The following is a 25,907-nucleotide window of genomic DNA, read 5'->3' on the forward strand; positions in this document are numbered from 1 at the left end:
GGGTGAGGATTAGGCGCGTTCGGTTCGGGTGGCTGGATGGCGGTCAGGGTCGACCGGACGGCGGGGGGTCGGTTGGGACAGACCCGTGCTGAAGCGGGTCGAGTCCGCCGCCAGGTCCGGGTGTTCCACGTCGAGCGCCAGCGCCGCAGCCTCGTCCAACCCCAGCTCGGCACCCTCGCCGTACGCGTCGTCGAAGGCCGCGTCGCCCAGCACCGCACGCAACTCCGCCTGCTGTTCGGCCCAGTAACCGCCGAAGATGCCGGGAGTGGCACGCATGCTCGCCCGGGTGGCCTGCGCGGCCCCGAACAGGCGGGCGGCCGTCAACCGCTCCCCGCCGATCGCGCAGCGCACCGCGACCGCGTTCAAGGTGTCGCACGCCCGGCCGTGATAGCCGTGACCCATCCGGGAGCGCAACGCCACCAGCAGATGCTCGTGCGCGGCGATCACGTCGCCCCGAGCCAGCGCGACCATGCCGAGCAGCATGTCCACCGACCGCCGGCCCCGCTCCACCGGCCGGGCCGCCTCCACCGGACGTACCGCACCCAGCAACTCGGCCGCCTCCTCCAGGGCACCCCGCCGCCACAGCAACTCGGCCAGGCTGAACACCGCGAACAGCGCCTCGCCGACGACGTCCTGCCCGTGCGCCCAGTCGATGACCTCCCGACACACCCGCTCGGCCTCGACGAACTGCCCCATGTCCACCAGCGGCGCTGCCCGTCCGGCGAGCACCCGGGCCAGCAACCCGGCGTCGCCGGCCTGCCGGGCCGCCGCCTCCGCCCGCTGGGAGTAGCGCAGTTCCTCGGCGAACTCGCCGTCGGCGCTGGCATGCAGCGAATGCATGTGGTACGCCGCCGCCAGCTCCGCCTCCGGGATGCGCTCCCCCGTCTCGGCGATCCGCCCGTAGAGCCGGAACAGCCACAGCCGGCCCTCCCGGGCCAGGCCCCGCTCCAGCCACCACTGGTCCAGCCCACCCGCCAGACCGAGACCGGCACGGGCGCTGCCGCCGGTGGCGCACCAGCGCAGCGCGGCGCGCAGCTCTCCGGCCAGTGGATCGAGGGCATACAGCGACAGGGTCACCGGCCGGCCGTCCTGGCCCAGGTGGGCCCGGTCCAACGCGTGCGCCGACCAGGCCACGTGCCGGTCCCGAGCCGCCTGCTCCTCACCCGCCTCGGCCAACCGCCGCGCCGCGTACGCCCGGATGGGGTCGAGCATCCGGTAGGTGCTGCCGGCGGCACGCGGCTCGGCCAACACCATCGACTTGTCCACCAGGACCGACAGCGGGTCCAGCGGATCGTCACCCAGCAGCCACTCCACAGTCGCCAGATCCACCGGGCCGGCGAAGACCGCCAGCCACCGCAGCAGACGGGCGGCCCGGGGGCCCAGCGTCCGGTACGACCAGGTGACGGTGGCCTGCATGGTCAGATGCCGCTCGGTGGCCGAACGCTGCACCGCCCGGCTCGCCGGTGTGGGCGGCGACGCGCCGGCCGCCGCCGCGACCAGGTCCACGGTGTCCTGCTGGTTGCCGGACCAGCCCCGCTCCACCGGCGGCGGATCCGGGTCCTCGCGGCCGGCGTCCAGGGTGCCGAGGACATCGTCCAGCCGCTCCGCGAGCTGGCCGACGGAGAGCACCCGCAGCCGGGCGGCGGCCAACTCGATGGCGAGCGGCAGTCCGTCCAGCCGCTGCACGACGCGACGCAGGTCGGCGGACTCGGCCGGGTCCGGCTGCCGACCACCGCGCGCCGCCGCCGTACGGTCCAGCAGCAGGGCCACCGCGTCGCTCTCCGCACCGTCCGCGCGCGGGTCGACCGAGAGGGGCGGAATCCGCCACACCACCTCGCCGGGCAGGCTGAACGACTCACGACTGGTGGCCAGCACCCGTACGCCGCCCCCGCCGGACAGCAGACGCGCGATCACCTCCGCGCAGGCGGCCGGTTGGGTGTCGCAGGTGTCCAGTACCACCAGCATCCGGCGGCCGGCAGCGTACTCGACGAGGGTGTCCAGCATCGGCCGGCCGGGCTCGGGTCGCAGGCCGAGCACGGCGGCGATGGCGAACGCCACCAGCCCCGGGTCGGTCACCGAGGCGATGTCGACGAACCAGACCCCATCCGGGTACGCCTCGACAACTCCGCTGGCCAGCTCCACCGCGAGCCGGGTCTTGCCGGCGCCGCCGGCACCGAGCACGGTGACCAGGCGGTGCTGTCGCACCAGGAGGCCCAACTCGATGCGCTCGGCTTGGCGGCCGACGAACGAGGTCACCTGGGTCGGCAGGTTGTGCGCCACCGCGTCGGCGGTGCGGGGCCGGGGGAACTGCCGCTCCAGACCCGGGGCGACCAGTTGGAACAGTCGTTCCCGGTCGTCGAAGCCGCGCAGGCGGTGCAGGCCCAGGTCGAGCAGGGTCGCACCCGGCGGCATCGGCTCGGCCCGGCGGGCCGTGGACGCCGTGCAGAGCACCTGCCCGCCGTGCGCTGCCGCGGCCACCCGGGCGGCCCGGTGCACCTCGGCGCTGGCGTACTCGCCGTCGCGTGGCTCGGCATAGCCGGTGTGCAGGCCCATCCGCACCCGGGGCGCGGCCTCGGGGGTGGGCCAGTCGTGGCTGGACAGTGCCCGCTGGGCGGTCAGACACGCGGTCATCGCCGCGGTCGCTTCCTCGAAGGCCAGGAAGAACGAGTCGCCCTCGGTCAGCAGCTCCGCGCCACCCGTGCTGGCCAGCGTGCGGCGCAGCAACCGTCGATGCTCGGCGAGCACCGGCCGGTAGTCCGGGCCGAGCAGCTGGGCCAGCCGGGTCGAGCCCTCGATATCGGTGAATACGAAGGTCACCCAACCGCTCGGGAGCTGGATCCGTGGCGACATGCGAGGAACCTCCGCCCGTGACGTCGGGTTCATGCTGCCTGAGTCCGGACGATCACGCATCGTGAGAACGGCCGGGCAGGTGCCGCCTCAACGTGCCACTCGGACCCACTCCCGGCAAGGCCAGCCGACCAGGCGGCGGGGAATTGGCCCGATCAGCAGCCGCAGGCACCGCCGCAGCAGCCACCGGCGGCGGGTGCCGGAGCACCACCGGAGGCACCACCCCGGCCGGTGACCGCGACTGCGGAAAGAAGCTTGACCGTGTCGGCGTGTCCCTGTGGGCAACTGGCCGGCTCACCGGCCGCCGCCATCGAACGGTTGACCTCGAAGGTGTCGCCGCAGGCGCGGCAGCGGAACTCGTACCGGGGCATGCCATCCAGGGTACGTGGATCTGGCGGTTCGCGGAGCATGGGTGATACTCGACAGGTGGTGGACGGCGAGGACGACACGCGTGTGCAACCGTTACGACCGGCCGCGCCGCTGGACGGGCCACTCGAAGGCTCGGGAGCCGCGCCCGATCCGGGGCGCAAGGTGCCCCGTCCCCGCCGCCCCTGGCTGAGCGGGCGTTCGGCGGAGGCGCCGACCACATCACCGGCCACCGCGCCGACCCCGCCAGCGGCCAGGCCCGCCGCGACCGACCTCGCCGCGTCCGACGCGGACGCGAGCGCCACCGGTACGAAGGTCCCGGTCGAGCCCGCCGCGCAGGCCGAGACACCCAAGGCCGCGAAAACCGAGGACCTGAAGGCCGAGGCCTCCAAGACCGAGACCGCGACGGCCGACGCCGCCAAGACCGACTCCGCGAAGACCGGTGCCGCGGATTTGGCCAAGACCACTGTGGATGAGCTGCCGGCCGTGCCGGCGTCCGACCCGGCCCGCCGGCGGCGGGTGCAGTTCGCCCACGCGGTACGTCTGCCGCCACGCCAGGCAGCAGCCGCCGCGGCCCGGGCGACAGGTGCCTGGGCCCGCCGGCCGAGCGGTCGGCTGACCCTGCCCGGCGTCTTCCTACTGGCGCTGGTGGCCGCGACCGCCGCGGCGGGAGCGCTGCTCGTACCGGCCGCCATCCGCGCACCGCGCCCGGTCGCGGTCGACGCCTCGACCACGCCGACCGGGGTCGCACCGCCGGTGGGGCCGTCCGGCCTGCCCACCGGCCCGCTGCCCACCGGGCCACTGCCGACCCTCCCGCTGCCCAGCGGCGGGTTGCCCGGCAACGGGCTGCCGACCGGGTCGGTGATCGGGGGTCGACCGTCGGATGCCCTCGCCGGCTGGGCGCAGCAGGTAGGCACCAAGGTCGGTGTCCCCGCGATCGCCATGCAGGCGTACGGCTACGCCGAGTTGGTCCTCGCCCAGACCAACCGCAGCTGCGCGCTGAGCTGGACCACGTTGGCCGCGATCGGTCAGGTCGAATCGGGGCACGGCTCGGCAAACGGCGCGCGGTTGGGGCAGGACGGCAAGGCGGTGCCCAACATCATCGGGCTGCCGCTGGACGGGAAGGAGGGTCGGATGCGGATCATCGACACCGACCGTGGCGCGCTCGACGGGGACGTCACCCTCGACAGGGCCATCGGGCCGATGCAGTTCATCCCGACCACCTGGCAGGAGATCGGCGCGGACGCGGACAACGACGGCCGCAAGGACCCGCACGACCTGGACGACGCCGCCCTGGCAGCGGGAAACTACCTCTGCAAGGGTGGCCGAAACCTGAGCATTCCGGGCGACTGGTGGAACGCGATCCTCTCCTACAACGATGTACGGCGGTACGCCCAGGACGTCTACGACACCGCGAACCGGTACGGACGGGCCAGTCGGTCATGAAGTGATCGTCTCGATACGTTGGAGAACTGGACACTTCCCCCGGGCCTCTGTTAGCGGCAAGCTAGACGGGTGATGGTGCGCGAGTGGGACCCCAGGACCGCGTCGTCCGCCGAGATCGCGTCGCTGTTGGCCACGCTGAACGCGGTCCTGGCGGCCGACCTGCCGCAGGACCCGCCCTGGCGGGAGAATTCGATGCGGGAATACCTCGCCGAGGTGATGCCCGGCGAGCGGCGGATCTCCTGGATCGCCCAGGCCGAGCCGACCGACCCGGGCGACCCGGGCGCGGTGCTCGGCCAGGTGCACGTACTCCTTCTGGGTGACATCGGTGTGCTCGAGGTGCTGGTGCACCCGTCCGCGCGGCGCACCGGCCTCGGCCGTGACCTGGTGTTGCGCGCCGCGCGCCGGGTCTACCAGGAGGGCTTCCAGTCGATCGGGGTCGAGGTCGTCGGCGACACCCCGGCGGTCGGGTTCTACGAGGCGCTCGGCTTCAACCGGGAGTACGTGGAGACGCGCAGCGTGCTCGACCTGACTGCGGTGGACTGGGCCGAGCTGGCCGAGATGGCCACCGGCATCGGGGCGGGCTACCAGCTGGAGTTCTTCCCGGGCGGTCCGCCGGACGACCTGATCGAGGCGTACGCGCGGGCCAAGGCCGAGGTGCGCGACGTCGACGACGGTGAACTGCGGCCCAGCTCCTACGACCCGGAGCGGCTGCGCGACAGCCTCGACACGCTGCACCGGCGGGGCATGAAGCCGTACATCGTGCTCGCCCGGCACGAGCAGAGTGGCGAGGTGGCCGGCCTGACCGAGGTGGTGGTGCCGGCGCAGCACCCGACCCGCGCCGACCAGTACGACACGATCGTCGCGCAGGATCACCGGGGCTACGGCATCGATCGGGCGATCAAGGCCCGGATGCTGTTGGAGCTGCGCTCCGCCGAGCCGGAGCTGATTGAGGTGCAGACCTGGAACGCGCAGGCCAACGAGGCGATGCTCAAGGTCAACGCGGAGCTGGGCTACCGCCCCGACCGGGACTGGTGCGAATACAGCGTCGACGTCGCTGAGCTGGTGCACCGCCTCGACCCGCCGCGCTGAGGAATTCACGAAACTGTCCATTAGGGGATGGACGGTGGACAGTCGCGCACCTTAACGTGCGTTGACCCCCATCCACCCATCGTGGAGGCCCTATGCGCCCGCGCCGCTCAATTGCCGCGCTCGCGACCGCCACCGCCGCCGTGACAGTCACGGCGCTCGGCGTCGCACCAACCGCGGCCAGCGCCGCGCCCACCGACCTGTTCATCTCGGAGTACGTCGAGGGTTCGTCGAACAACAAGGCGATCGAGCTGTTCAACGGCACGGGTGCCGCCGTGGACCTGACGGCCGGCGGCTACCAGTTGCAGCTCTACTTCAACGGTGCCACCACGGCCACCACCATCGCCCTGACCGGCAGCGTGGCGGCCGGCGACGCGTTCGTGTTCGCCAGCGCCTCGGCCGGGGCCGCCATCCTCGCCCAGGCCGACCAGACCACCGGGGCGAGCCTCTTCAACGGTGACGACGCGATCGTGCTGCGCCGGGGCACCACAGTCCTCGACTCGATCGGTCAGGTGGGCGTCGACCCGGGCACCGAGTGGGGTGCCGGCGTCACCAGCACCGCGGACAACACTCTGCGCCGGTCGCCGAGCGTGGCCGCCGGTGACACCGACCCGTCGGACGCGTTCGACCCCGCCGCGCAGTGGGCCGGCTTCCCCGTCGACACGTTCGACGGGTTGGGCGCGCACACCGTGGACGGCGGTGGCCCGGTCGACGTGCCGGCCACGCTGACCTGTGGTGGGCCGCTGGTCACCGCCGCCGGCACGGCCGCGAGCCGCGAGGTGACCGCCGCCGACCCCGACGACACGATCGTCGACCTGGCGGTGACCGCGATCAGCCCGACCCCGACCTCCGACTCGATCACCCGTACCGCGTTCACCCCGGCCGACGGGGTGGGCGGCACCGCCCGTGCCACGGTCGGCGTGAGCGCCGACCTCGCCGCCGGGGCGTACACCGTCACCCTCACCGCGACCGACGCGGACGGTGGCACCGCCAGTTGCGCGCTGGCCGTGCAGGTGACCCGGGAGCTGACCGTCGGCGAGGTGCAGGGTCCGACCACCGACGCCGAGTCCGGTCCGGGCGACAGGTCACCGCTCGCACCGGCGAGCGGCAACGGCACGAGCAGCACGCTGTACGACGTCCGCGGCGTGATCACCCAGTTGACCCTGGCCCGCACCTCGGCCGGCGCGGAGCAGCACGGGTTCTTCCTGCAGAGCCGTGTTGGTGACACCGACGGCGACCCGACCAGCTCCGACGGCATCTTCGTGTTCATGGGCACGTTCACCTCGCTGATCGGCGGTTACGTCCCGACGGTCGGCGACGAGGTCGTGCTGCGGGCCCGGGTGTCGGAGTACTACAACTTCACCCAGCTGTCCGGCGCGTCGCTGGTCCGCCGGATCGGCGGCGGCCTGGCCGTGGACACCGCGGTGACGGTGACCGACGCGGTGCCGCCGACCGTGCTGACCGACGCGCAGCGGTTCTGGGAGCGGCACGAGGGCTCCCGGATGCGGGTACGCGCGGGCAGCGGCGCGGTGAGCGGCCGCGACGTCTTCTCCTCCACCGCCGACGCGGAGCTGTGGGTGGTCGACCGCGACGACCCGCTGCTGGACCGCGTTGACCCGTACTCCCGGCGGGTCTTCCGGGATTCGCACCCGCTGGACAACGACCCGACCCGCCGCTTCGACGACGGCAACGGCCAGCGGACGCTGCTCGGCAGCATGGGCGTGAAGGCCACCGCCGGGGACAGCGCCGCGCTGCTTCCGCCGGTGCACACCTTCGACACGCTGCGGTCGGACGCGGTGGGCGGCGTCTACTACTCGTTCGAGAAGTACGGCGTCCAGGTCGAGCGGGCGGAGTTCGCCGCCGGGGCGGACCCGTCGAAGAACAACCCGCCCAAGCCGGCCGACCGGTCGCAGGAGGTGGCCGTGGCCACCTACAACGTGGAGAACCTGTACGACTACCGCGACGACCCGTTCGACGGCTGCGACTTCGCCGGTAACGCCGGCTGTGTGGGCGTCGACCCGCCGTTCGACTACGTCCCGGGCAGCGAGGCGGTATACCGCGAGCAGCTGACGGCGCTCGCCGACCAGATCGTGAAGGACCTGCACGCACCGGACCTGATCCTGGTGCAGGAGGCCGAGGACCAGGACATCTGCACGGTCTCCGGGGCGACGCTGAGCTGTGGCGACACCAACAACGCCGATGGCGCTCCGGACAGCATCCAGGAGTTGGCGCTGACGGTGGCAGCGTCCGGTGGGCCCGCGTACGCCGCCGCCTATGACCGGACCGGCGCGGACGCCCGCGGTATCACCGCCGCGTTCCTGTACCGCACGGACCGGGTGTCGCTGGCGGCCGCGACGGCGAACGACCCGCTGCTGGGCTCGGCGCCGACAGTTCAGTACCGGGCTCCGGGGTTGCCGGCCAACGCGGACGTGCAGAACCCGAAGGCCCTCAACGCGGTGTTGCCGGCGGATGTGGACACCTCGACCGGTCGGGACGGGAACAACGTCTTCACCCGTGCTCCGCAGCTGGGCAAGTTCAGCGTGGCCGCGGCACCCGGCTCGACCGAACGGTTCACCCTGTACGCGCTCAGCAACCACTACTCCTCCGGCCCGGACAGCCGGGTCGGGCAGCGGCGGGAGCAGGCCCGTTACGGCGCGGCGATCGTCACCGCGATCGAGGCGGCCGACCAGACCGCCCGGGTGGTCTACGGCGGGGACCTGAACGTCTTCCCCCGCCCGGACGATCCCATCGCCACCGGTGACCAGCCCACGCCGTCGGACCAGCTCGCGCCGCTCTACGAGGCGGGCCTGCACAACCTGTGGGACAACCTCGTCGCGGACGTGCCGGCGTCGGCCTACTCGTACAGTTTCGAGGGGCAGGCGCAGACTCTCGACCACCTGTTCGTCAACGACGCGTTCTACGGCGACCTGGTGCAGGTGCGGGCGGCGCACATCAACGCCGACTGGCCGGCGGAGTTCGCCGGTGACGGGTCACGGGGTTCCAGTGACCACGACCCGCAGGTGGCCCGGTTCCGCTCCCGGGCGTCGTTGACCGTGGCCGACGCGACGGTGGCCGAGGGCAACCAGGGCACCAGGCAGCTCACCTTCACCGCCACCGTGTCTCGGCCGCTGTCCCAGTCGGTGCTGCTCTGTGCCGCCACCGTCGGCCTCACGGCGCAGCCGGGATCGGACTTCGACCCGTACGCCGGGTGCAAGGTGTTGACCGCCGGGCAGACGTCGGTGGCGTTCCCGGTGCCGGTGCGCGGTGACCGCAAGCGTGAGGCGGACGAGAAGTTGACGCTGCTGGTGGCCGGCGTGCCCGGCCTGCGGCTGGCCGACCCACTCGCGACTGGAACGATCACCAACGACGACTGATCGTGCAAGGTGGTCGACGACGGCCCGCCGTCCCGAATGGGGTTCGGCGGGCCGTCGTTCATTCTGCGTCACCCGTACCGCCATTGCTGTGGCGGCGGCGGGTCACCGCGGTGCCTGGCTACCCGCACCTCCCATTGGCTGCGCCGACGCATCGCGTCCCGGACCTCCCGGTTGCGGTGGAACGTCTCGGGCGGGCGGGCCAGCCCGTAGATGTCCGCCCACCACTCCCCCGGCTCCGGGTCGAGAATGGTGTCCAGGTGCGACGGGTAGCGGCGGCCCGCACCGTCACGTGTGTCTTCCCAGTCCCGCATCGGTCTGAGCACCCGGCCGAACTCGTCGACGACGGCCAGCCGACATCCGACGACCCCGACGATCCGGCGGAGCAGCTCAATGCTCGGAACCGTCCGACCGGCTTCGATGCGGCCAATGGTCGCGTGGTGCACCCCCGCCCACCGGGCCAGCTCACGTTGGCTCAGGTCGGCGTGACGACGGACCGCCCGAACGATGCCAACGACCGGCCACGGGGTGTCGGAGGGCTCGCTGAGTATGACTTTCCGCTGCGCGCCGCAGGGGTTCGAACCAACGGAGATCCAGTTGGCGGCGCTGGTGGCTCCTGCATCCGGGGGTGTCGGTGAGTCGTCCATGCCGCCACCGTCCCGGCTCGCTCCGTTCCTCGCAGTCCCGTTTGGCGGGCCTGTGGACAACGAAAGGACCTGTGGACAACCGGACGCCCGTCGTCGCAGGGTGGTAGGCCGCGCAGGGCCGGCGCCGACGAGGAACGCCACGGCGCCGGCGCGGAAGCCGTGGGCATCGAGCAGCACGTCCTCACCGCAAGGGAGTAGAGACCAAACCTCTAACCCTTCGCCTTTGCTCTGCACCCCGATAAGCACCGGTCACGGTCCGTAGCCGTCGCGTCCGCGGGTGCAGAGCAAAGGTAGGCAGGGAGACGTCAAGGCCCGGGATCTGTCAGACGAGACGGCGTCGGGACCAGCGATCTGCCAGACGAGAGGGCGTCCGGACCAGCGATCCGCCGGACGAGACCGCGTCGGCGGGCCGCTCAGTAACGCTGGCGGAGCAGGCCGGCGGCCTCGACGGCCCAGTAGGTGAGGATGACCTGCGCGCCGGCCCGCTTGATCGAGGTGAGCGTCTCCAGCATCACCCGCTCCCGGTCGATCCAGCCGTTCGCGGCGGCCGCCTCGACCATCGCGTACTCGCCGGAGACCTGGTAGGCGGCGACCGGGACGTCAACAGCGGCCCGCACCGCCGACACCACGTCGAGGTAGGGCAACGCCGGCTTGACCATCACCAGGTCGGCGCCCTCGGCGACGTCGAGCGCGACCTCGCGCAGCGACTCACGCAGATTGGCCGGGTCCTGCTGGTAGGTGCGCCGGTCGCCCTCCAGCGCCGACTCCACCGCCTCGCGGAACGGGCCGTAGAAGGCGGAGGCGTACTTCACGGCGTACGCCAGCACGGAGACGTCCTGGTACCCGGCGGCGTCGAGCGCCCGGCGTACCACGCCGACCTGGCCGTCCATCATTCCGGACGGCCCGACCATGCCGACCCCGGCGGCGGCCTGGGCCACCGCCATCTCGGCGTACGCGGCCAGGGTGGAGTCGTTGTCGACCTCGCCGTCGGGGGTGAGCAGCCCACAGTGCCCGTGCGAGGTGAACTCGTCCAGGCACAGGTCGCTCATCACCACCGTGGCGTCGCCCACCTCGGCCACCACGTCGCGGATGGCGACGTTGAGGATGCCGTTCGGGTCGATGCCGCCGGAGCCGGTCGGGTCCCGCTGTTCCGGCACGCCGAACAGCATGATCCCGCCGACACCGGCCTGGACGGCCTCGGCCGCGGCCTTGCGCAGCGAGTCCCGGGAGTGCTGGAGCACCCCCGGGAGCGACGAGATGGCCCGGGGCTCGGTGAGCCCTTCCTTGACGAACATCGGCATGACCAGCTCTGCCGGGTCGACCCGGGTCTCGGACACCAGCCGGCGGACCGCCGGGTTGCGGCGCAGCCGCCGGGGCCGGATCTCGGGGTACGACATGGCAGGGCCTCCTCGAACGACTACCGGAAGCGCAGGGCGGTAGGGCCCTGCACCTTCGAGCCACGGCGCTGCTTGGCCGGCATGGCGGCCAGCTTCTCGCGCAGCTCGACGGCGTAGGCGGCGAGCGCCTCCACCAGGTCGGGCACCGAGGCGTGCGGCGGCTGGACGTCGACCCGCAGACCGAACTCCGTCGCGGTCTCCGCAGTCTTGGGCCCAATGACCGCAACAACGGTCCGGGCGTGTGGCTTCCCGGCGATGCCGACCAGGTTGCGCACTGTGGAGGACGAGGTGAAGAGCACCGCGTCGAAGCCGCCCGACTTGATCGCGTCGCGGATCTCGGCGGGCGGCGGGGCTGCCCGCACCGTCCGGTACGCGGTCACGTCGTCGACCTCCCAGCCGCGCTCGGTGAGCCCGGCGGCGAGCGTCTCGGTGGCGATGTCGGCGCGTGGCAGCAGCACCCGGCCCACCGGGTCGAGGATCTCGTCGTGCGGCGAGAACTCGGCCAGCAGGCCCTCCGAGGACTGCTCCCCGGCGGGGATCAGCTCCGGCTGGATGCCGAACGCGCGGACCGCGTCCGCCGTGGCCTCACCGATGCAGGCGATCTTGACGCCGCCAAAGTGCCGGGCGTCGAGGCCGTGCTCGGCGAACTTCTCCCAGACGGCGCGGACCGCGTTCACCGACGTGAAGATCACCCAGGCGTACCGGCCGTCGACCAGGCCCTTGACTGCCCGCTCCATCTGCGCCGGGGTGCGCGGCGGCTCGACCGCGATGGTCGGCACCTCGCACGGGATCGCCCCGTACGCGCGCAGCCGGGCGCTCATCGCGCCGGCCTGCTCCTTGGTCCGGGGTACGAGCACCTTCCAGCCGTACAGCGGGCGGTTCTCCCACCAGCTCAGCTTGTCGCGCTGCCCCACCCCGACACCGACGGTGAGCACCACCCGGCCGGTGAAGCCGAGCGCGGCGGCCACGAAGCTGTCCACTGTCGACGTGGTCGTGTACTGGGTCTCGCCGGTGCCGTCGCCGGTCACCCCGACGCCGGTGGTGCCGTCGATCCCGGCGGCGAGCAGCCCGTCCCGGACGGCGGCGAGGTCACCGGCGTCCACGGCGAGCGCGAGCGAACCCCGGCCGACGGCCGTGGCCAGCGCCTCGAAGTCCAGCGCGCTGACGTCCTCGACGTCGGCTGCCGTACGCACACCCGGCAGCGGGACCCCGGCGTAGGTGGCCACACCCTCGGCCTGGCCGACGCCGGGCACCACCTCGAAGTGGGCGGCGGTGCGGGCCACCGCCTGCACCTCCTTGACCACCGAGTCGTGCCCGAACGGGTCGCCGGCGACCAGGTGCACCGCGTTCAGCCCGGAACGGGCCGCGGAGATCAGCACCTTCGCCACGTCCCCCGGCGCGCCCTCGGCCGGGGTGAACTCGGCATCGTCCCTGGCCTCGGCGCGAACGACGCTGAGCAACGACTCCGGGACTCCCCGGTCGTAGATCACCTGGTCGGCGTCGACCAGGGCGTCGTGGGCCCGACGGGTCAGCAGGCCCGGGTCACCGGGGCCAGCCCCGACGAACGCGATACGGCCGACGGGCTTACGGGTGCGGGTCATTCTGTGCTCCCAAATTGCTGGGTCCCCGGGCCGGTGTGTCCTTCGTGGCCGAGGATCGAGTCGGCGCCGAGGTCGAGGAGTTCGGCGGCGAGTGCCTTACCGATCTCCGTCGCGTCGGCGGGCGTTCCGGTGCGGGACAGCCGGAGGTCACGAGTGCCGTCCGGGCTGATCACCGCCCCGCGCAGGTAGATCTCATCGCCGGTCTCGCCTTCGGCGAGTTCGGCATAGGCGGCGACGGGTGCACTGCACCCGGCCTCCAGGGTTGCCAAAAACGCGCGTTCCGCGGTGACCGCGGCACGCGACGGTGCGTGGTCGAGCACCGCGAGCAGCTCGACCAGGTTCTGGTCGTCGACCCGGCACTCCACGGCCAACGCACCCTGAGCGGGCGCGGGCAGCATCAGCATCGGGTCCAGCGACTCGGTGATCACGTCGAGCCGGCCGAGTCGGGCCAGACCGGCCCGGGCCAGGACGACGGCGTCGAGGTCGGCCTCGGTGCCGAGCACCCGTGCCAGGCGGGTGTCGACGTTGCCGCGGACCGGTGTGACCTCCAGTTGCAGGCCGAGGGCGTGCAGTTGGGCGATCCGGCGCAGCGCGCCGGTGCCCACGGTGGCACCGGGCGGCAGCTCGGCGAGCGTCCGGCCGTCGCGGGCCACCAACGCGTCGCGTGGGTCCTGCCGGGCCGGCACCGCGGCGATGTGCAGCCCACCGGCGGCAGCCGTGGGCAGATCCTTGTACGAGTGCACCGCGAAGTCGATCGTCCCGGCGGTCAGCGCGTCGCGCAGGGCGGAGACGAACACCCCGACGCCCAGCCGGTGCACCGGCGCGTTGGAGCGGTCGCCCGCGGTGACCACCTCGACCAGCTCAACGGGACGGCCGGTGGCGGCGGTCACCGCCTCGGCGACCTGGCCGGACTGGGCCATCGCCAGGGCGCTGCCCCGGGTGCCGAGGCGCAGGGGGGCGTTCATCGCGCACCTCCGGTGGGTGGGGTCCGCTCGGCGGCGTCGGCTCCGGACACCGGGTCGATGCCGGGGAGCGTCATACCGAGCTCGGGGGTCAACACGTCCGGGACGGTGTCCACCGGCGAGGTCTGCGGCACCTCCAGGTCGAACAGCTCGCGCAGCAGTGCCGCGTACTGGTCGCCGCCGGGCTCCGCTGCCAACTGGCGAACCTTGACGGTGGGCTGGTGCAGCAGCCGCTGCACGACCCGGTGCACGGTGCGGGCCACCTCGGCCCGCAGGTCGTCACCGAGGTCGGGGCGACGCTGGGCCAGTCGGCGCAGTTCGGCGGTGACCACGTCGTCGGCCCGGCCACGCAGCGCGGCCACTGTGGGTGCCACGTCGGTGCCGCGCAGCCAGGTGAGGAATCCCTCCACCTCGCCGAGCACGATGCGTTCGACGGCGGCGGCGTCGGCAGCCGCCGGACCGTCGGCGAGCAGCGCCGCCATCCGGTCGATGTCGATCACCTCGACGCCGGGCAGTTCGGCGACGCCCTCCTCCACGTCACGCGGGACGGCCAGGTCGAGCAGGACCAGCGGGCCCCGGGCCGGGTCGCGCTCGGCCAGCGCCGCGGCTACCACCGCCCTGGTGAGGACCGGTTCGGTGGACGCGGTGGCGGCCACTACGATGTCCACTGTGGAGAGGGTGTCGGCCAGCTCGGTCATCGGCGCGGCACTCGCCCCGTACGACTCCGCGAGCCGGACGGCCCGGTCGGCGCCCCGGTTGCTGACGGTGAGCGGCCCGGCGCCCAGCCGGGACAGCGTGGCCACCCCGAGCGAACCCATCGCGCCGGCGCCGACCACCAGGGCCGGGCGGCCGACGAGGTCACCGTCGAGGTGCCCGGCGGCCAATTCCAGTGCGGCGGTGACGACGCTCTGGCCGGCCCGGTCGATGCCGGTCTCGGAGTGGGCCCGCTTGCCGACCCGCAACGCCTGCTGCATCAGCTCGTGCAGCAGGCGGCCGGCGGAGTCGGCGCCGGTGGCCCAGTGGTACGCGTCGCGTAGCTGGCCGAGGATCTGCGCCTCGCCCACCACCATCGAGTCAAGACCGGTGGCGACCCGGAAGACGTGGTCCACGGCGGCGGTGTCGTAGTGCACGTACAGGTGGCTGGCGAGCGCGGTCGGGGAGCTGCCGGCCTGCTCGGCCAGCACGGCGCAGACGTCGCCGAGCCCGCCGTGGAAACCGGACACGGCGGCGTATACCTCCACCCGGTTGCAGGTGGAGACGATGACCGCCTCGGCCACGTACGGCTGGGCGACCAGGCGGTCGAGTGTGCGGGTCAGGTCGGCAGGGGGCACGGCCAGCTGCTCCAGCGTGGCGACCGGGGCGGTCCGATAGGACGCGCCGACGACGAGCAGTTTCACGTGCCGATCGCCTCCTGGGTGTCGGTGGCCGCGAACCCGCCCGGCAGGGCGGTGAGCGCGGACCCGCCGGTGGCGGGCAGCGCGGTCAGCGACGCCTTGCGGTGTTCGTGGAAGGACAGAATCTGCAGCTCGATGGCGAGGTCGACCTTGCGCACGTCGACCCCCTCCGGAACCGAGAGTACGCACGGCGCGAAGTTGAGGATGCTCGTCACGCCGACGGCGACCAGTTGGTCGGCGACCTGCTGGGCGGCGGCGGCCGGGGTGGCGATCACGCCGATCGCGAGGGATTCCTCCGCGGCGACCGTCGGCAGGTCGTCGACATGCCGGACTACCAGGCCGTTGATCTCCTCGCCGACCCGGGAGGGATCGGCGTCGAGCAGTGCGGCGATCCGGAAGCCCCGGCTGGCGAAGCCGTCGTAGCCGGCCAGAGCGTGACCGAGATTACCCACGCCGACCAAGGCGACCGCCCGGCGTTGGGTGAGCCCGAGCACATACTCGATCTGCTCGATCAGCAGCGCGACGTCGTAGCCGACGCCCCGGGTGCCGTACGAGCCGAGGTGCGAGAGGTCCTTGCGGAGCTTGGCGGAGTTGACCCCGGCGGCGGCGGAGAGGCCCTCGCTGGAAACCGTCTCGTGCCCGGTGTCGGCGAGGTTGTGCAGCGCGCGCAGGTACTCCGGGAGCCGAGCGACGGTCGCCTCGGGCAGATCCGGGAGCGCCGGTACGGCACCGGCGCGGCCGGGCGCGCCTGGGTGACGGTGCTGACTCATGAGACTCCGTGCGGTGCGATCCTCGGCCAACTCCGCTGGTCGGCCGTTTGTGGACTCCCGCTGGCGACCGAGGTTGCCGGCTGTGCTAGCAGGGCGCGTCGGAGTCACAGCGTAGGCGCTTGTGAAGACGTGCACAAATCGCGATCTTGCCGCTGCGTGGCGCGACCCCACCAGCACCTCCATTCCACAAGATCGATTGAACGCCCAGGTCCACCTGCGGCCCCGGGCGATTATTACTCAATCCCGACTTCTCTGACCAATCCCGCGCCGACCCCCGCCCACCTCCATCACCACGCCCGCGATCTTGCACATGCTGTCCCCGCCTTACGCCCGTAACGGGACAATTCACCAACCACAAGTGCAAGATCGACGCAGTCAGGGAGGGCGGCGGAGGGGCGGCGGGGTTGGGGGTAGGGGCAGCACTACGGAGGAGAGGCGGGGTTTCGGGATGGGGACACCGAGCCCAGCTGCCTAGCCTTTGAGCATGACCGCCGTTGCCGCCACCAGCGACCGACCGACGCTGGCACCGAGCATTCCCCGCCAGCTCTTCGTCGACTCCGGGTACGTGGTGCTCGGCCTGCCCCTGGCGGTGGCCAGCTTCGTCGTCCTCATCGTGGGCCTCGCGGTCGGCATCGGCCTGGTGGTCACGGTGATCGGCCTGCCGATCCTCAGCGGCACCCTGTACGCCGCCCGTGGGCTGGCCGACGTCGAGCGGCTGCGGCTGCCCGCGGTGCTCCACCAACCCCGGATCCGGCCGCACTATCGGCTGCCCGAGGCGGGCGCAAACGCCTGGCGGCGGATCTTCGTGCCGATGCGGGACGCCCAGTCCTGGCTCGACCTGGCACACGGCATCCTGCGGCTGATCGCCGCGGTGGGCACCTTCGTGGTGACGCTTGCCTGGTGGGCCGCCGCGATCGCCGGCTCGCTCTACTGGGCCTACGACTGGGCCCTGCCCCGCGCCGACGGCGAGGGTGACCAGGACCTGGCGCAGCTGCTCGGCCTGGGCGACTCGACCACCGCCCGGATCGGTCTGTACACCGCGCTCGGGGTGTTCTTCCTGATCACCCTGCCGATCGTGGTGCGGGGCTGCGCACTGCTCCAGGCCAGCTTCGCCAAGGCCATGCTGACCGGGGTGGCCGAGATGCGCGACCGGATCACAGTGCTGGAGGAGCAGAAGCGGGCCGCCGTGTCCGCCGAGGCCTCCGCGCTACGCCGGTTGGAACGTGACATCCACGACGGCCCCCAGCAGCGCCTGGTCCGGCTGGCGATGGACCTCAGCCGGGCCCGGATGCAGCTCGCCTCGGATCCGGACGCGGCCGGCCGCACCATCGACGAGGCGGTCACCCAGACCCGGGACACGCTGGCCGAGCTGCGGGCGCTGTCCCGGGGCATCGCCCCGCCGATCCTGGTCGACCGGGGCCTGCCCAGCGCGCTGGCCGCGATCGCCGGCCGCGGGCTGATCCCAATCGAGCTCCAGGTGGACCCGCAGCTCGGCACCCCGGCCGGACGGCTCGACCCGGCGGTGGAGAACACCGCGTACTTCGTGGTGTCCGAGGCGCTCACCAACGTCGCCAAGCACAGCCGGGCCACCGAGGCCACGGTGGCCGTGGTCCGGCAGGGCACCCACCTGCAGGTACGGGTGGGCGACGACGGGCAGGGCGGCGCGCACCTGGCGAAGGGGCACGGACTGGCCGGCATCGCCGACCGGGTCCGGGCCGCCGGCGGCGAACTGCTGGTGGTCAGCCCGACCGGCGGCCCCACCGAGATCCGCGCCGAGCTGCCGCTGTGAGCGGGTCCGGCGCCGCGCCGAGCCCGCCCGACGGGCCGGACGTGGTAGACAACACAGCCATGCGCATCGTGATCGCCGACGACGCCGTTCTGCTCCGGGAGGGGCTGGTCCGGCTGCTGACCGAGAGCGGGCACCAGGTGGTGGCCGCCGTCGGGGACGGTGACGCCCTGGTCGAGGCGGTGGTCGAGCACCGGCCCGACGTGTCGATCGTCGACGTCCGGATGCCGCCGTCGCACACCGACGAGGGGCTGCGAGCTGCGGTGGAGGCGCGCCGGCTGGTGCCGCGTACCCCGATCCTGGTGCTCTCCCAGTACGTCGAGGTCTCGTACGCCGATGATCTGCTCGCCACCACCGGCGGCGCCGGCGGCGGGATTGGCTACCTGCTCAAGGACCGGGTGGCCGCGATCGACGAGTTCCTGGACGCGCTGCGGCGGGTCGCGGGCGGTGGCACGGTGCTCGACCCGGAGGTGGTCGGGCAGCTCTTCGCCCGGCGTCGCCGGGACGACCCGCTGCGCGAGCTGACCCCCCGTGAGCGCGAGGTGCTCGCCCTGATGGCCGAGGGGCGCTCGAACACCGCCATCGCGCGCGCCCTGGTGGTCAGCGACGGAGCGGTGGAGAAGCACGTGCGCAACATCTTCACCAAGCTCACACTGCCGCCGGACACCGAACAGCACCGGCGGGTGCTGGCCGTCCTCACCTATCTGCGGAACTGACCTCCCGGGCCAGGGCCACCGCCTCGGTGAGGGTGTCGGCCACCGGGTGACCGGAGGCGCGCAGCCGGGCCGGGTCGGTGAACCCGCCGGTGTAGAGCACGGCACGGCCGCCCACGGCGAGCGCCGCGTCCGCGTCGTCGATGGAGTCGCCGATCAGCACCACCGAGGCGCCGTCCAGGCCCAGCTCGGCCAGGTGCAGCTGGAGCGGTTCGGCCTTGCTGCCGCCGCCGACAGTGGCCCGCAGCCCGTCGACCCGGGCGAAGTGACTGGTCAACCCGTACGTGTGCACGGTCGGGACCAGCTCCTCGTGGAACCACATGGACAGCAGGCTCTGACTGCCGGGCCAGGCGGCCATCGCGGCGCGCGCGTCGGCGGCCAGCTCACAGGTGGTCAACCCGGTGCAGTACGCGTCGTGGAAGATCTTGTCCAGTCGGCCGAACTCTTCGTCGTCCACGGCCTGCCCGAGCACCTCGGCGTAGTACTCGGCGATCGGCCTGCGGAACCGCACCCGGTGCTCGTCGGGGGTGACCGTCGGCCCGCCCAGGCTCGTGAACACGACGTTGGTGGCGGACACCACCAGGCTGAGGTCGTTGAGCAGGGTGCCGTTCCAGTCCCAGACGAGGTGCGGGGGCGCAGTGGTCATCAGAGCACCTTAGGCACTCCTCAAAGCTGCGGCGTGGTCAGGTCCCGCAGCAGCCGGTCCTCCTCGACCCGCCAGTAGCCGTGCTCCTTGCCGTCGAGCATCACCACCGGCAGCCGGTCCCCGTACTCCCGCTCCAGCCCCTCGTCGCCGGTGACATCCCACTCGACCCACTTGTCGCCGGTGACCGCGACCACCCGGTCGAGCGCCGCTTTGGCGTCGTCGCACAGGTGGCAGCCGGGTCGGGTGATCAGCGCGAGTCGGGCGTCAGTTGCCATCGGTTACCTCCGTGCGGTCGGTCGGCGTCGCCGACCGGAGCTGGGTCTTGCGTACCTTGCCGATCGCCGAGTGTGGCAGGGCCTCGACGAACTCGACGGCGGTCGGGCACTTGAACCGGGCCAGGTTCCGCGCGCAGTGGGCGATCAGCTCCTCGCTGGTCACCGGTCGGCCCTGCGCCGGCACCACGTACGCCCGCACAGTCTCGCCGGTCCGCGGGTGCGGCACACCCAGTACCGCCGACTCGGCCACGCCGGGGTGCCCGGCGAGCACCAGCTCGACCTCGTGCGGATAGACGTTGAACCCGTTGACCAGGATCAACTCGCCGAGCCGGTCGACCAGGAAGAGGTCGCCGTCCTCGTCGGCGTACGCGATGTCACCGGTGCCCCACCAACCGTCGGCGTCCGGGCCGCCCCGACCGTCGGGCCAGTAGCCGGTGAAGAGGTTGGGGCCGAACACCACGATCTGCCCCGGGTCGGTGCCCGGCGCCACGTCGGAGATGTCCAGCTCATCCGGGTCGTCGTCGGGAACGGCCAGCCCGTCGCGCCACAGATCCACCCCGTCCGCGCCGACCAGGCGTAGCCGCACCCCGGGCAGCGGCCGGCCGATCGAGCCCGACTTGGCCACGCCGCCGACCAGGGTGGAGGTGAGGACCGGCGCGGTCTCGGTGAGGCCGTACCCGATGTGCACCTGATGCCCGGTGACCGCCGTGAAGCGCGCCGCGACCGCGGGTTCGAGCGGCGCCGCGCCGCAGACCGCCACTCGCACCGACGCGGTCGCCGCGCGGGCCGCCTCCACGCCGGCCCAGGTCAGGAACATCGACGGTACGCCGACAAGCACGCTGACCCGGTGCCGCGCGATCTCGTCCAGCCCCGCCGTCGGGCCCGGCTCGTCGAGCAGCACGCCTGTCGCTCCGTGGTGCACGACGGCGCCGAGCACGGAGTTCAGCCCGTACGCGTGGAACAGCGGCAACGCGAGCAGAACGGTGTCCGTCGGCCCGACCACCGGCGGCTCGATCTCCGCGACCTGTTCGTGGTTGGCGAGCAGCGCCCGGTGCGAGAGCATCGCCCCCTTGGGCCGTCCCTCGGTGCCGGAGGTATAGAGCAGTACAGCCAGGTCGGTGCCGCCTCGTCGGGGGCGGGGTGCCGGTCCGGGCGCCTCGGCGGTCGGTGGCGTGCCGTACACGGAGGTGAGCGCGGGCAGTTCGGCGGCAACGTCGACGACCAGGCCCCGGACGCGGTCGGTGGCGATGAGCACCGACGCGCCGGAGTCGGCCAGCACGTGCCGTAGCTCCGGGGCGGTGAAGCCGGGGTTGACCGGCACGGTGACCAGCCCGGCGCGGAGGGCGCCGAGCCAGGCGATCACGAAGTCCGGCGTGTTGGGCAGTGCGATGGCGACGCGTGGCGGCGTACCGCCCGGGTCGGTGGGTGGCAGGGCGGCGGACAGGCCGCGGGCGGCGGCGTCCACAGCGGCGTCCAGTTCGGACCAGCTGAAGGTGTGCTCACGCCAGTGCAGGGCGGGTCGGTCGGCGTGGTCGAGAGCCGCCCGGCGGACCCGGTCGGCGAGGTTCGGCGCGCGGCTTTCCGAGGCGTCCTGCACGGTGATCGAGTCTGGCACAGCGGGCGGCGACGGGCCACGCCCGGCGGTCGGGGCCACGCCCGGCGGTCGGGGCCACGCCCGGCGGACGACACCGGACAGTCCCATGTACGGGACTGTCCGGTGTGCCACCGGCGCTCCGATAGAGTCCTGTCGATGGGACGTGCGACGCTTTCCGCGGACGGCACTGCCGCCCCGTCCGACCGGCCGGCGCGCCGGGCCAGCCGAACGGGCGGTACGCCTCCGACCTGGGCATCCATCCTGGATCACCGGGTCGACGGAAAGTCAATCGCACACGACGGACAACCGGTCCGCCGTCGGTACGAGAGAGCGGGAAATACTTCCGCCTTGTGTAACGGACTTGCCACGCGCGGGTGACGTTGGCCCTATCATCACTCGGGTCGGGTCACCCCATTTGCCGTGAGTCGACACCCCTCAGCCCGAGGAGGCCCCCGTGCCTGTGAGCGCATTGGACCAGCACCTCCAAGAGAGTTGCCGCCCGTCGGCAACTCCCGCGACCGTCCTGCCCGACCGGTCACCCGGTCGGTCCGCCCCAACGAAACCAAGACCGGCCCGCCCGGCGACCGACGGGACGGGGGCAACACGGTGACCGCCTTCGGTTACGCGGAACGCCCGGTCGGCCTGACCGGCCAGCCGGCCCGCTCCCACGTCAACGAACGGCCAGCGGCCCGTGCCCCACTGGACGAGCAGCACGGCGGCGTGGTGCGGGGTGACGGCGCGGCGCAACGGATCCGCAGTCGGCCACACCACAACGAGCCACCGCCACGGCCAGCGGTGCCCGGTGGAAACGCGAAGCCGGCCGGCGGTCGGGTCGCCGTACCGTCCCGACCCACAATGCCCGTGCAAGGCCGTCGGATAAGCGACACACCGGCGGTCACCACCGACCCGGCGGCGGGTGAGACAGCGGTGATCCCAGTGGTGCCGGCCACCACCGCCACCACCCCGACCGGTTTCCCGAGCCGCCCGGACCCGTCCGACCCGGCAACCGAGGTCTGGACGTTGATCGAGCGGGCCCAGGCCGGCGAGTCCGAGGCGTTCGGCCTGATCTACGACAGGTACGTCGACACCGTCTTCCGGTTCGTCTACTTCCGGGTCGGCAACCGACAACTCGCCGAGGATCTCACCTCGGACACCTTCCTGCGCGCGCTCAAGCGGATCGGCAGCTTCACCTGGCAGGGCCGCGACCTCGGCGCCTGGTTGGTGACGATCGCCCGCAACCTCGTCGCCGACCACTTCAAGTCGGGCCGGTACCGGCTGGAGGTCACCACCGGCGACGTTCTCGACGCCGACCGGGAGGACCGGGGCCCGGAGGGCAGCCCGGAGGCGGCGGTGGTGGAGCACATCACGAACGTCGCGCTCCTCACCGCCGTGAAGCAGCTCAACCCGGAGCAGCAGGAGTGCATCGTGCTCCGCTTCCTCCAGGGCTTCTCGGTCGCCGAGACGGCCCGCGCGATGGGCAAGAACGAGGGCGCCATCAAGGCCCTTCAGTACCGCGCCGTCCGCGCCCTGGCCCGCCTGCTGCCCGACGGCTTCCAGCCGTAGCTTGTTACGGCGGGACCGACGGGCGTCGATCAGCGTCCGCGCAGCTCAGAGTCGGTCCCGCCTGGTGATGACCATCACTTTCTGTAATTTCCGCTCCGCCAGGCCCGTAACCCGTGCCCGGTCCGCCGCGTTTCTCCGGGTGCGACTGGTGGATGTCCCGGCAGGCCCGGGTCACCGAGGTCCGACCGGCACGCCGGCGGCACCTCACCTCCGTGGTGTCACACTGCCGCCCAGTCGCTGGCAACGACGGCGGCCGACCGGCCGTGACCAGCGAGAGGAGGTGCCTGCGGTGGACAACACCCTCTTCTCCCGCCGGCGCGCGGAGCGCTTCGCGCAGCTTCTCGACGAGGCCAACGGCGCTCGACGACACCACGTGCGATCCCGGGTGGACGGCCAACTCGCGCCGCTCGTCGCAGTGGGTCAGCGGCTCAGCGTCGACCCCCCGGCTGTCGAGGTGGACCAGGACTTCCGCACCGGCCTGCGGGCGATGCTGCTCGCCACCGCCGAGCGGGAAGGGATGGGGACCACACCAGCGGCGGTCAGCGAACCGGCCGCCACGACCGCCCGCGGGCGGCTACTCCCGGCGGCCACCGCCCGGCGGGCCCGAGCCCGGGGCGCGATCCTGGTCGGCATCGCCGCCGGGGCCATCGCCGTCTCCGGGATCTCCGCCGCCAGCGAGAACGCGGTGCCCGGTGACGCGCTGTACGGCATGAAGCGCTCGACCGAACGGGCGCAGCTCGCCCTGGCCAGCTCGGACATCAGCCGAGGCCAACTCTTCCTGGACTTCGCCCGGACCAGAGTCGGCGAAGCCGCCAAGCTGCGCGGTGACCGGATCGGCTACAGCGCGGTCCTCGACGACATGGACGCCGACAGCCGGCAAGGGGTTCGCCTGCTGACCTCGGCCGCGGTCCAGCGAGCCGAGCCGGGCAGCCTGGACACCCTCAACACCTTCGTGTCGAGTCAGCGCCGGGCGGTGCGCGGCCTGCTCGACGGGAGCACCCGCGTCGACCGGGACCGGACCCACCGGTCGCTGCTGCTGCTGGACAGCATCCGGGAACGCTCGGACGACCTGCGCGCGGCGATCGCCTGCGGCCTGCCGGCACCGACCGCCAGCGACGCCCTCGGCCCGGCCCCGAGCAGTTGCCCCGGGGCTCGCTGACCCCCCGTTCCTATACCGCACATCCGACCGGCCGCGCCACAGTTCGCTGTGTGCTCGGCCGGTCGACCGGCTGCGGCGGATACCCTCGCCAGGGAGTATTCCGTCGTACCGGCGAGGAAGGGAATCGCGTGGCGCGTAGCCGTAAGGTGACGGTCAGCACCGACGCCGAGGGGCACACCGCGGGCTGGGCGGAGACCGACCTGGCCCCGGTCAGCGCACCCGACCCGACGTCCGCGGCGTTCTTCGACGTGGACAACACGATGATGCAGGGCGCGTCGATCTACTGGTTCGCCCGTGGGCTCGCCTCCCGGAACTACGTGACCACCGCCGACCTGGCCCGATTCGCCTGGCAGCAGCTCCGCTTCCGGCTGCTGGCCCGGGAGCACGCCGGTGACATGTCAGTGGCCAAGGAGGCGGCGCTGGCCTTCGTCGAGGGCTGGCGGGTCAACGAGGTCGAGCACCTCGCCGAGGAGATCTTCGACGAGCTGATGGCCCCCCGGATCTGGGCCGGCACCCACCAGCTCGCTCAGCGTCACCTGGACGCCGGTCAGCGGGTCTGGCTGGTCAGCGCCGCTCCTGTCGAGATCGGCCGGGTGATCGCCGCCCGGCTCGGCCTGACCGGCGCCATCGGCACGGTGGCCGAGGTGGTCGACGGGGCGTACACCGGGCGGTTGGTGGGTGACCTGATGCACGGGCCGGCCAAGGCCGAGGCGGTCACCCAACTCGCCGCTGTGGAAGGGCTCGACCTGACCCGCTGCGCGGCCTACAGCGACTCGGCGAACGACCTGCCGCTGCTCGGCGTGGTGGGCCGGGCGGTGGCCGTCAACCCGGACGGCGCTCTGCTGCGGCAGGCCCGCCAGCACGGCTGGGAGGTGCGAGACTTCCGCACCGGCCGTCGAGCGGTCAAGATCGCCGTACCGTCGACAGCGGCGGCCGGCCTGGTCGCCGGTGCCGTCACCGCCGGCCTGGCCCTGCAGCGCCGCCGCCGCGCCGGCTGAGACGCCCGCTCAGGGCGCCTGGACCCCCTGCGGGCCGGCAAGGGCCTGACACACGCGCTAGGGGCCGAACGGGTCGGGTCGTCGCTCCAGCAGCGTGTGCAGGGTCTGCTGGATGGTCTCCCGCACCTGGTCAGCGAGATTGAAGACCACCAGCGGGTCGTCCGCCGAGTCGGTCAGGTGGGCGGTGGGGATCGGCGGGCAGAACTCGATCAGCCACTTGCTGGGCAGCGGCACCATGCCCAGCGGGCCGAGCAGCGGGAACGTCGGCGTGACCGGAAAATAGGGCAGCTTGAGCAGCCGCGCCAGGGGCTTGATGTCGGCGAGCATCGGGTAGATCTCCTCGCCGCCGACGATGGCGACGGGCACGATCGGGGTGCCGGTGCGCAGCGCCGCCGAGACGAACCCGCCCCGCCCGAAGCGTTGCAGCTTGTACCGGTCGGCATAGAGCTTGCCGATGCCCTTGAAGCCCTCGGGGAACACCCCGACCAGATCGCCGCCGCCGAGCAGCCGCTCGGCGTCCGGGTTGCAGGCCACAGTGCCGCCGGTCTTGCGGGCCAGCTCGGAGACCACCGGCATCCGGAAGACCAGGTCGGCGCCGAGCAGCCGCAGGTAGCGGTGGGCGGGATGCTTGTCGTGCAGCGCCGCGGAGAGGATCAGGGCGTCCAGCGCCACCGTCCCGGAATGGTTTCCGACCACCAGGGCAGGCCCGTCCACGGGGACGTGCTCCACCCCGCTGACCTCGGTGCGGAACCAGTCCCGGTAGAGCAACCGCAGCAACGGGTGGAAGACCGCGTCGGTCAACTCCGGGTCGAACCCGAACTCGTCGACCTCGTAGTCACCGGAAAGCCGCCGACGCAGAAACGCCAACCCGTTCGCGACCTTGCGGTCCCAGTGGTCACCGGGCCGGTCCGACACCGCCGGCTCGGTGCCCCCGGGCATCCCGGCGTCGGCCTCGTCGGCCGACGGCGGCATTGCGGCCTCGTCGGCCGACGACGGCGTTGCGGGCGGGGTCGGCGCGGCCTGCGCGGCCGGTCGATGTCCGTTGCGCCGCGCCGGCTCCGCATCCGGCGTGGGCACGTGCTGGGGTACGTCGAAACGCCCGACCGACTGCGGGTCGCGCCCCTCCTCCGGTGCGCTCACGGCAACACCTCGGTTCGCGACTGCGGGGCTCGCAAACCCGGCTCACTCCTCGCGCTCACGGCAACACCTCGGTTCGCGACTGCGGGGCTCGCAAACCCGGCTCACTCCTCGCGCTCACGGCAACACCTCGGTTCGCGACTGCGGGG

General features: G+C 72.6%; 20 protein-coding genes. 8 read left to right on the plus strand and 12 right to left on the minus strand.

Annotated features, from left to right (window positions below; translation table 11 throughout):
- Positions 1-9 precede the first annotated feature (9 nt).
- Entirely contained in the window at positions 10-2,850 is a 2,841-nt protein-coding gene (locus ABZU74_RS28340; RefSeq protein ID WP_355429981.1) for an adenylate/guanylate cyclase domain-containing protein, read from the minus strand.
- A 152-nt stretch (positions 2,851-3,002) separates the two neighbouring features.
- Positions 3,003-3,218: a zinc ribbon domain-containing protein gene (locus ABZU74_RS28345; protein WP_355429984.1), complete on the minus strand. Its 216-nt coding sequence runs from the start codon at positions 3,216-3,218 to the stop codon at positions 3,003-3,005.
- Positions 3,219-3,273: 55 nt separating this feature from the next.
- On the opposite strand from ABZU74_RS28345, the gene ABZU74_RS28350 reads away from it, so the two are divergent.
- From ABZU74_RS28350 to ABZU74_RS28360, 3 genes are all read left to right on the plus strand, one after another.
- A complete protein-coding gene (locus tag ABZU74_RS28350) occupies positions 3,274-4,659 on the plus strand; it encodes a lytic murein transglycosylase (protein ID WP_355430033.1) in 1,386 nt (461 codons plus the stop codon).
- A 72-nt stretch (positions 4,660-4,731) separates the two neighbouring features.
- Positions 4,732-5,748, plus strand: a complete 1,017-nt coding sequence (locus tag ABZU74_RS28355; RefSeq protein WP_355430036.1) for a GNAT family N-acetyltransferase — start codon at positions 4,732-4,734, stop codon at positions 5,746-5,748.
- Between the two features lie 92 nt (positions 5,749-5,840).
- Positions 5,841-9,119: a lamin tail domain-containing protein gene (locus ABZU74_RS28360; RefSeq protein WP_355429987.1), complete on the plus strand. Its 3,279-nt coding sequence runs from the start codon at positions 5,841-5,843 to the stop codon at positions 9,117-9,119.
- 68 nt (positions 9,120-9,187) lie between these two features.
- Here the strand turns inward: ABZU74_RS28360 and ABZU74_RS28365 are convergent, their stop codons facing one another.
- From ABZU74_RS28365 to ABZU74_RS28390, 6 genes are all read right to left on the minus strand, one after another.
- On the minus strand, positions 9,188-9,763 hold the full coding sequence (locus ABZU74_RS28365) for a helix-turn-helix transcriptional regulator (RefSeq protein ID WP_355429989.1): 576 nt from the start codon (positions 9,761-9,763) through the stop codon (positions 9,188-9,190).
- A 413-nt stretch (positions 9,764-10,176) separates the two neighbouring features.
- The gene (gene hemB, locus ABZU74_RS28370) at positions 10,177-11,160 is read right to left on the minus strand and encodes a porphobilinogen synthase (protein ID WP_355429992.1); all 984 of its coding nucleotides are present in this window, start codon (positions 11,158-11,160) and stop codon (positions 10,177-10,179) included.
- A gap of 20 nt (positions 11,161-11,180) precedes the next feature.
- Complete coding sequence (locus ABZU74_RS28375) at positions 11,181-12,761, minus strand: uroporphyrinogen-III synthase (RefSeq protein ID WP_355429995.1); 1,581 nt, start codon at positions 12,759-12,761, stop codon at positions 11,181-11,183.
- Positions 12,758-13,726: a hydroxymethylbilane synthase gene (hemC, locus tag ABZU74_RS28380; protein WP_355429997.1), complete on the minus strand. Its 969-nt coding sequence runs from the start codon at positions 13,724-13,726 to the stop codon at positions 12,758-12,760. The genes ABZU74_RS28375 and hemC overlap by 4 nt, the downstream gene beginning before the upstream one ends.
- Entirely contained in the window at positions 13,723-15,120 is a 1,398-nt protein-coding gene (locus ABZU74_RS28385) for a glutamyl-tRNA reductase (RefSeq protein WP_355430000.1), read from the minus strand. Before ABZU74_RS28385 ends, hemC begins: the two co-directional genes overlap by 4 nt.
- Positions 15,117-15,887 carry a redox-sensing transcriptional repressor Rex gene (locus tag ABZU74_RS28390; protein ID WP_030329747.1) on the minus strand — a complete coding sequence of 257 codons (771 nt, stop codon included), beginning with the start codon at positions 15,885-15,887 and terminating at the stop codon, positions 15,117-15,119. Before ABZU74_RS28390 ends, ABZU74_RS28385 begins: the two co-directional genes overlap by 4 nt.
- Before the next feature lie 484 nt (positions 15,888-16,371).
- Between ABZU74_RS28390 and ABZU74_RS28395 the strand changes: the two genes are divergently transcribed.
- Positions 16,372-17,676, plus strand: coding sequence for a sensor histidine kinase (locus tag ABZU74_RS28395; RefSeq protein WP_355430003.1), 1,305 nt, complete (start codon positions 16,372-16,374; stop codon positions 17,674-17,676).
- Between the two features lie 59 nt (positions 17,677-17,735).
- Positions 17,736-18,389 (plus strand): response regulator transcription factor, encoded by a 654-nt coding sequence (locus tag ABZU74_RS28400; protein WP_030329744.1) that lies wholly within the window; start codon positions 17,736-17,738, stop codon positions 18,387-18,389.
- Here the strand turns inward: ABZU74_RS28400 and ABZU74_RS28405 are convergent.
- Genes ABZU74_RS28405 through ABZU74_RS28415 form a run of 3 tightly spaced genes read right to left on the minus strand, consistent with a single transcriptional unit; the run spans position 18,370 to position 21,009 of the window.
- Positions 18,370-19,032 (minus strand): HAD hydrolase-like protein, encoded by a 663-nt coding sequence (locus tag ABZU74_RS28405; RefSeq protein WP_355430005.1) that lies wholly within the window; start codon positions 19,030-19,032, stop codon positions 18,370-18,372. The two genes, ABZU74_RS28400 and ABZU74_RS28405, sit on opposite strands and share 20 nt — an antisense overlap.
- A gap of 20 nt (positions 19,033-19,052) precedes the next feature.
- Positions 19,053-19,307: a glutaredoxin family protein gene (locus tag ABZU74_RS28410; RefSeq protein WP_030329740.1), complete on the minus strand. Its 255-nt coding sequence runs from the start codon at positions 19,305-19,307 to the stop codon at positions 19,053-19,055.
- Positions 19,297-21,009 carry an AMP-binding protein gene (locus ABZU74_RS28415; protein WP_355430008.1) on the minus strand — a complete coding sequence of 571 codons (1,713 nt, stop codon included), beginning with the start codon at positions 21,007-21,009 and terminating at the stop codon, positions 19,297-19,299. Before ABZU74_RS28415 ends, ABZU74_RS28410 begins: the two co-directional genes overlap by 11 nt.
- Positions 21,010-21,507: 498 nt before the next feature.
- Between ABZU74_RS28415 and ABZU74_RS28420 the strand changes: the two genes are divergently transcribed.
- The 3 genes from ABZU74_RS28420 (at position 21,508) to ABZU74_RS28430 (ending at position 24,621) form a co-directional block, all read left to right on the plus strand.
- On the plus strand, positions 21,508-22,464 hold the full coding sequence (locus ABZU74_RS28420; protein WP_355430011.1) for an ECF subfamily RNA polymerase sigma factor, BldN family: 957 nt from the start codon (positions 21,508-21,510) through the stop codon (positions 22,462-22,464).
- Between the two features lie 289 nt (positions 22,465-22,753).
- On the plus strand, positions 22,754-23,623 hold the full coding sequence (locus tag ABZU74_RS28425; protein WP_355430013.1) for a DUF5667 domain-containing protein: 870 nt from the start codon (positions 22,754-22,756) through the stop codon (positions 23,621-23,623).
- Between the two features lie 128 nt (positions 23,624-23,751).
- On the plus strand, positions 23,752-24,621 hold the full coding sequence (locus ABZU74_RS28430) for an HAD-IB family hydrolase (RefSeq protein WP_355430016.1): 870 nt from the start codon (positions 23,752-23,754) through the stop codon (positions 24,619-24,621).
- Positions 24,622-24,678: 57 nt separating this feature from the next.
- Here the strand turns inward: ABZU74_RS28430 and ABZU74_RS28435 are convergent, their stop codons facing one another.
- Positions 24,679-25,560 (minus strand): lysophospholipid acyltransferase family protein, encoded by an 882-nt coding sequence (locus ABZU74_RS28435; RefSeq protein WP_355430039.1) that lies wholly within the window; start codon positions 25,558-25,560, stop codon positions 24,679-24,681.
- Positions 25,561-25,907: the final 347 nt, after the last annotated feature.

The sequence above is a fragment of the Micromonospora sp. NPDC005171 genome, assembly GCF_040608575.1.
GTDB lineage: Bacteria > Actinomycetota > Actinomycetes > Mycobacteriales > Micromonosporaceae > Micromonospora.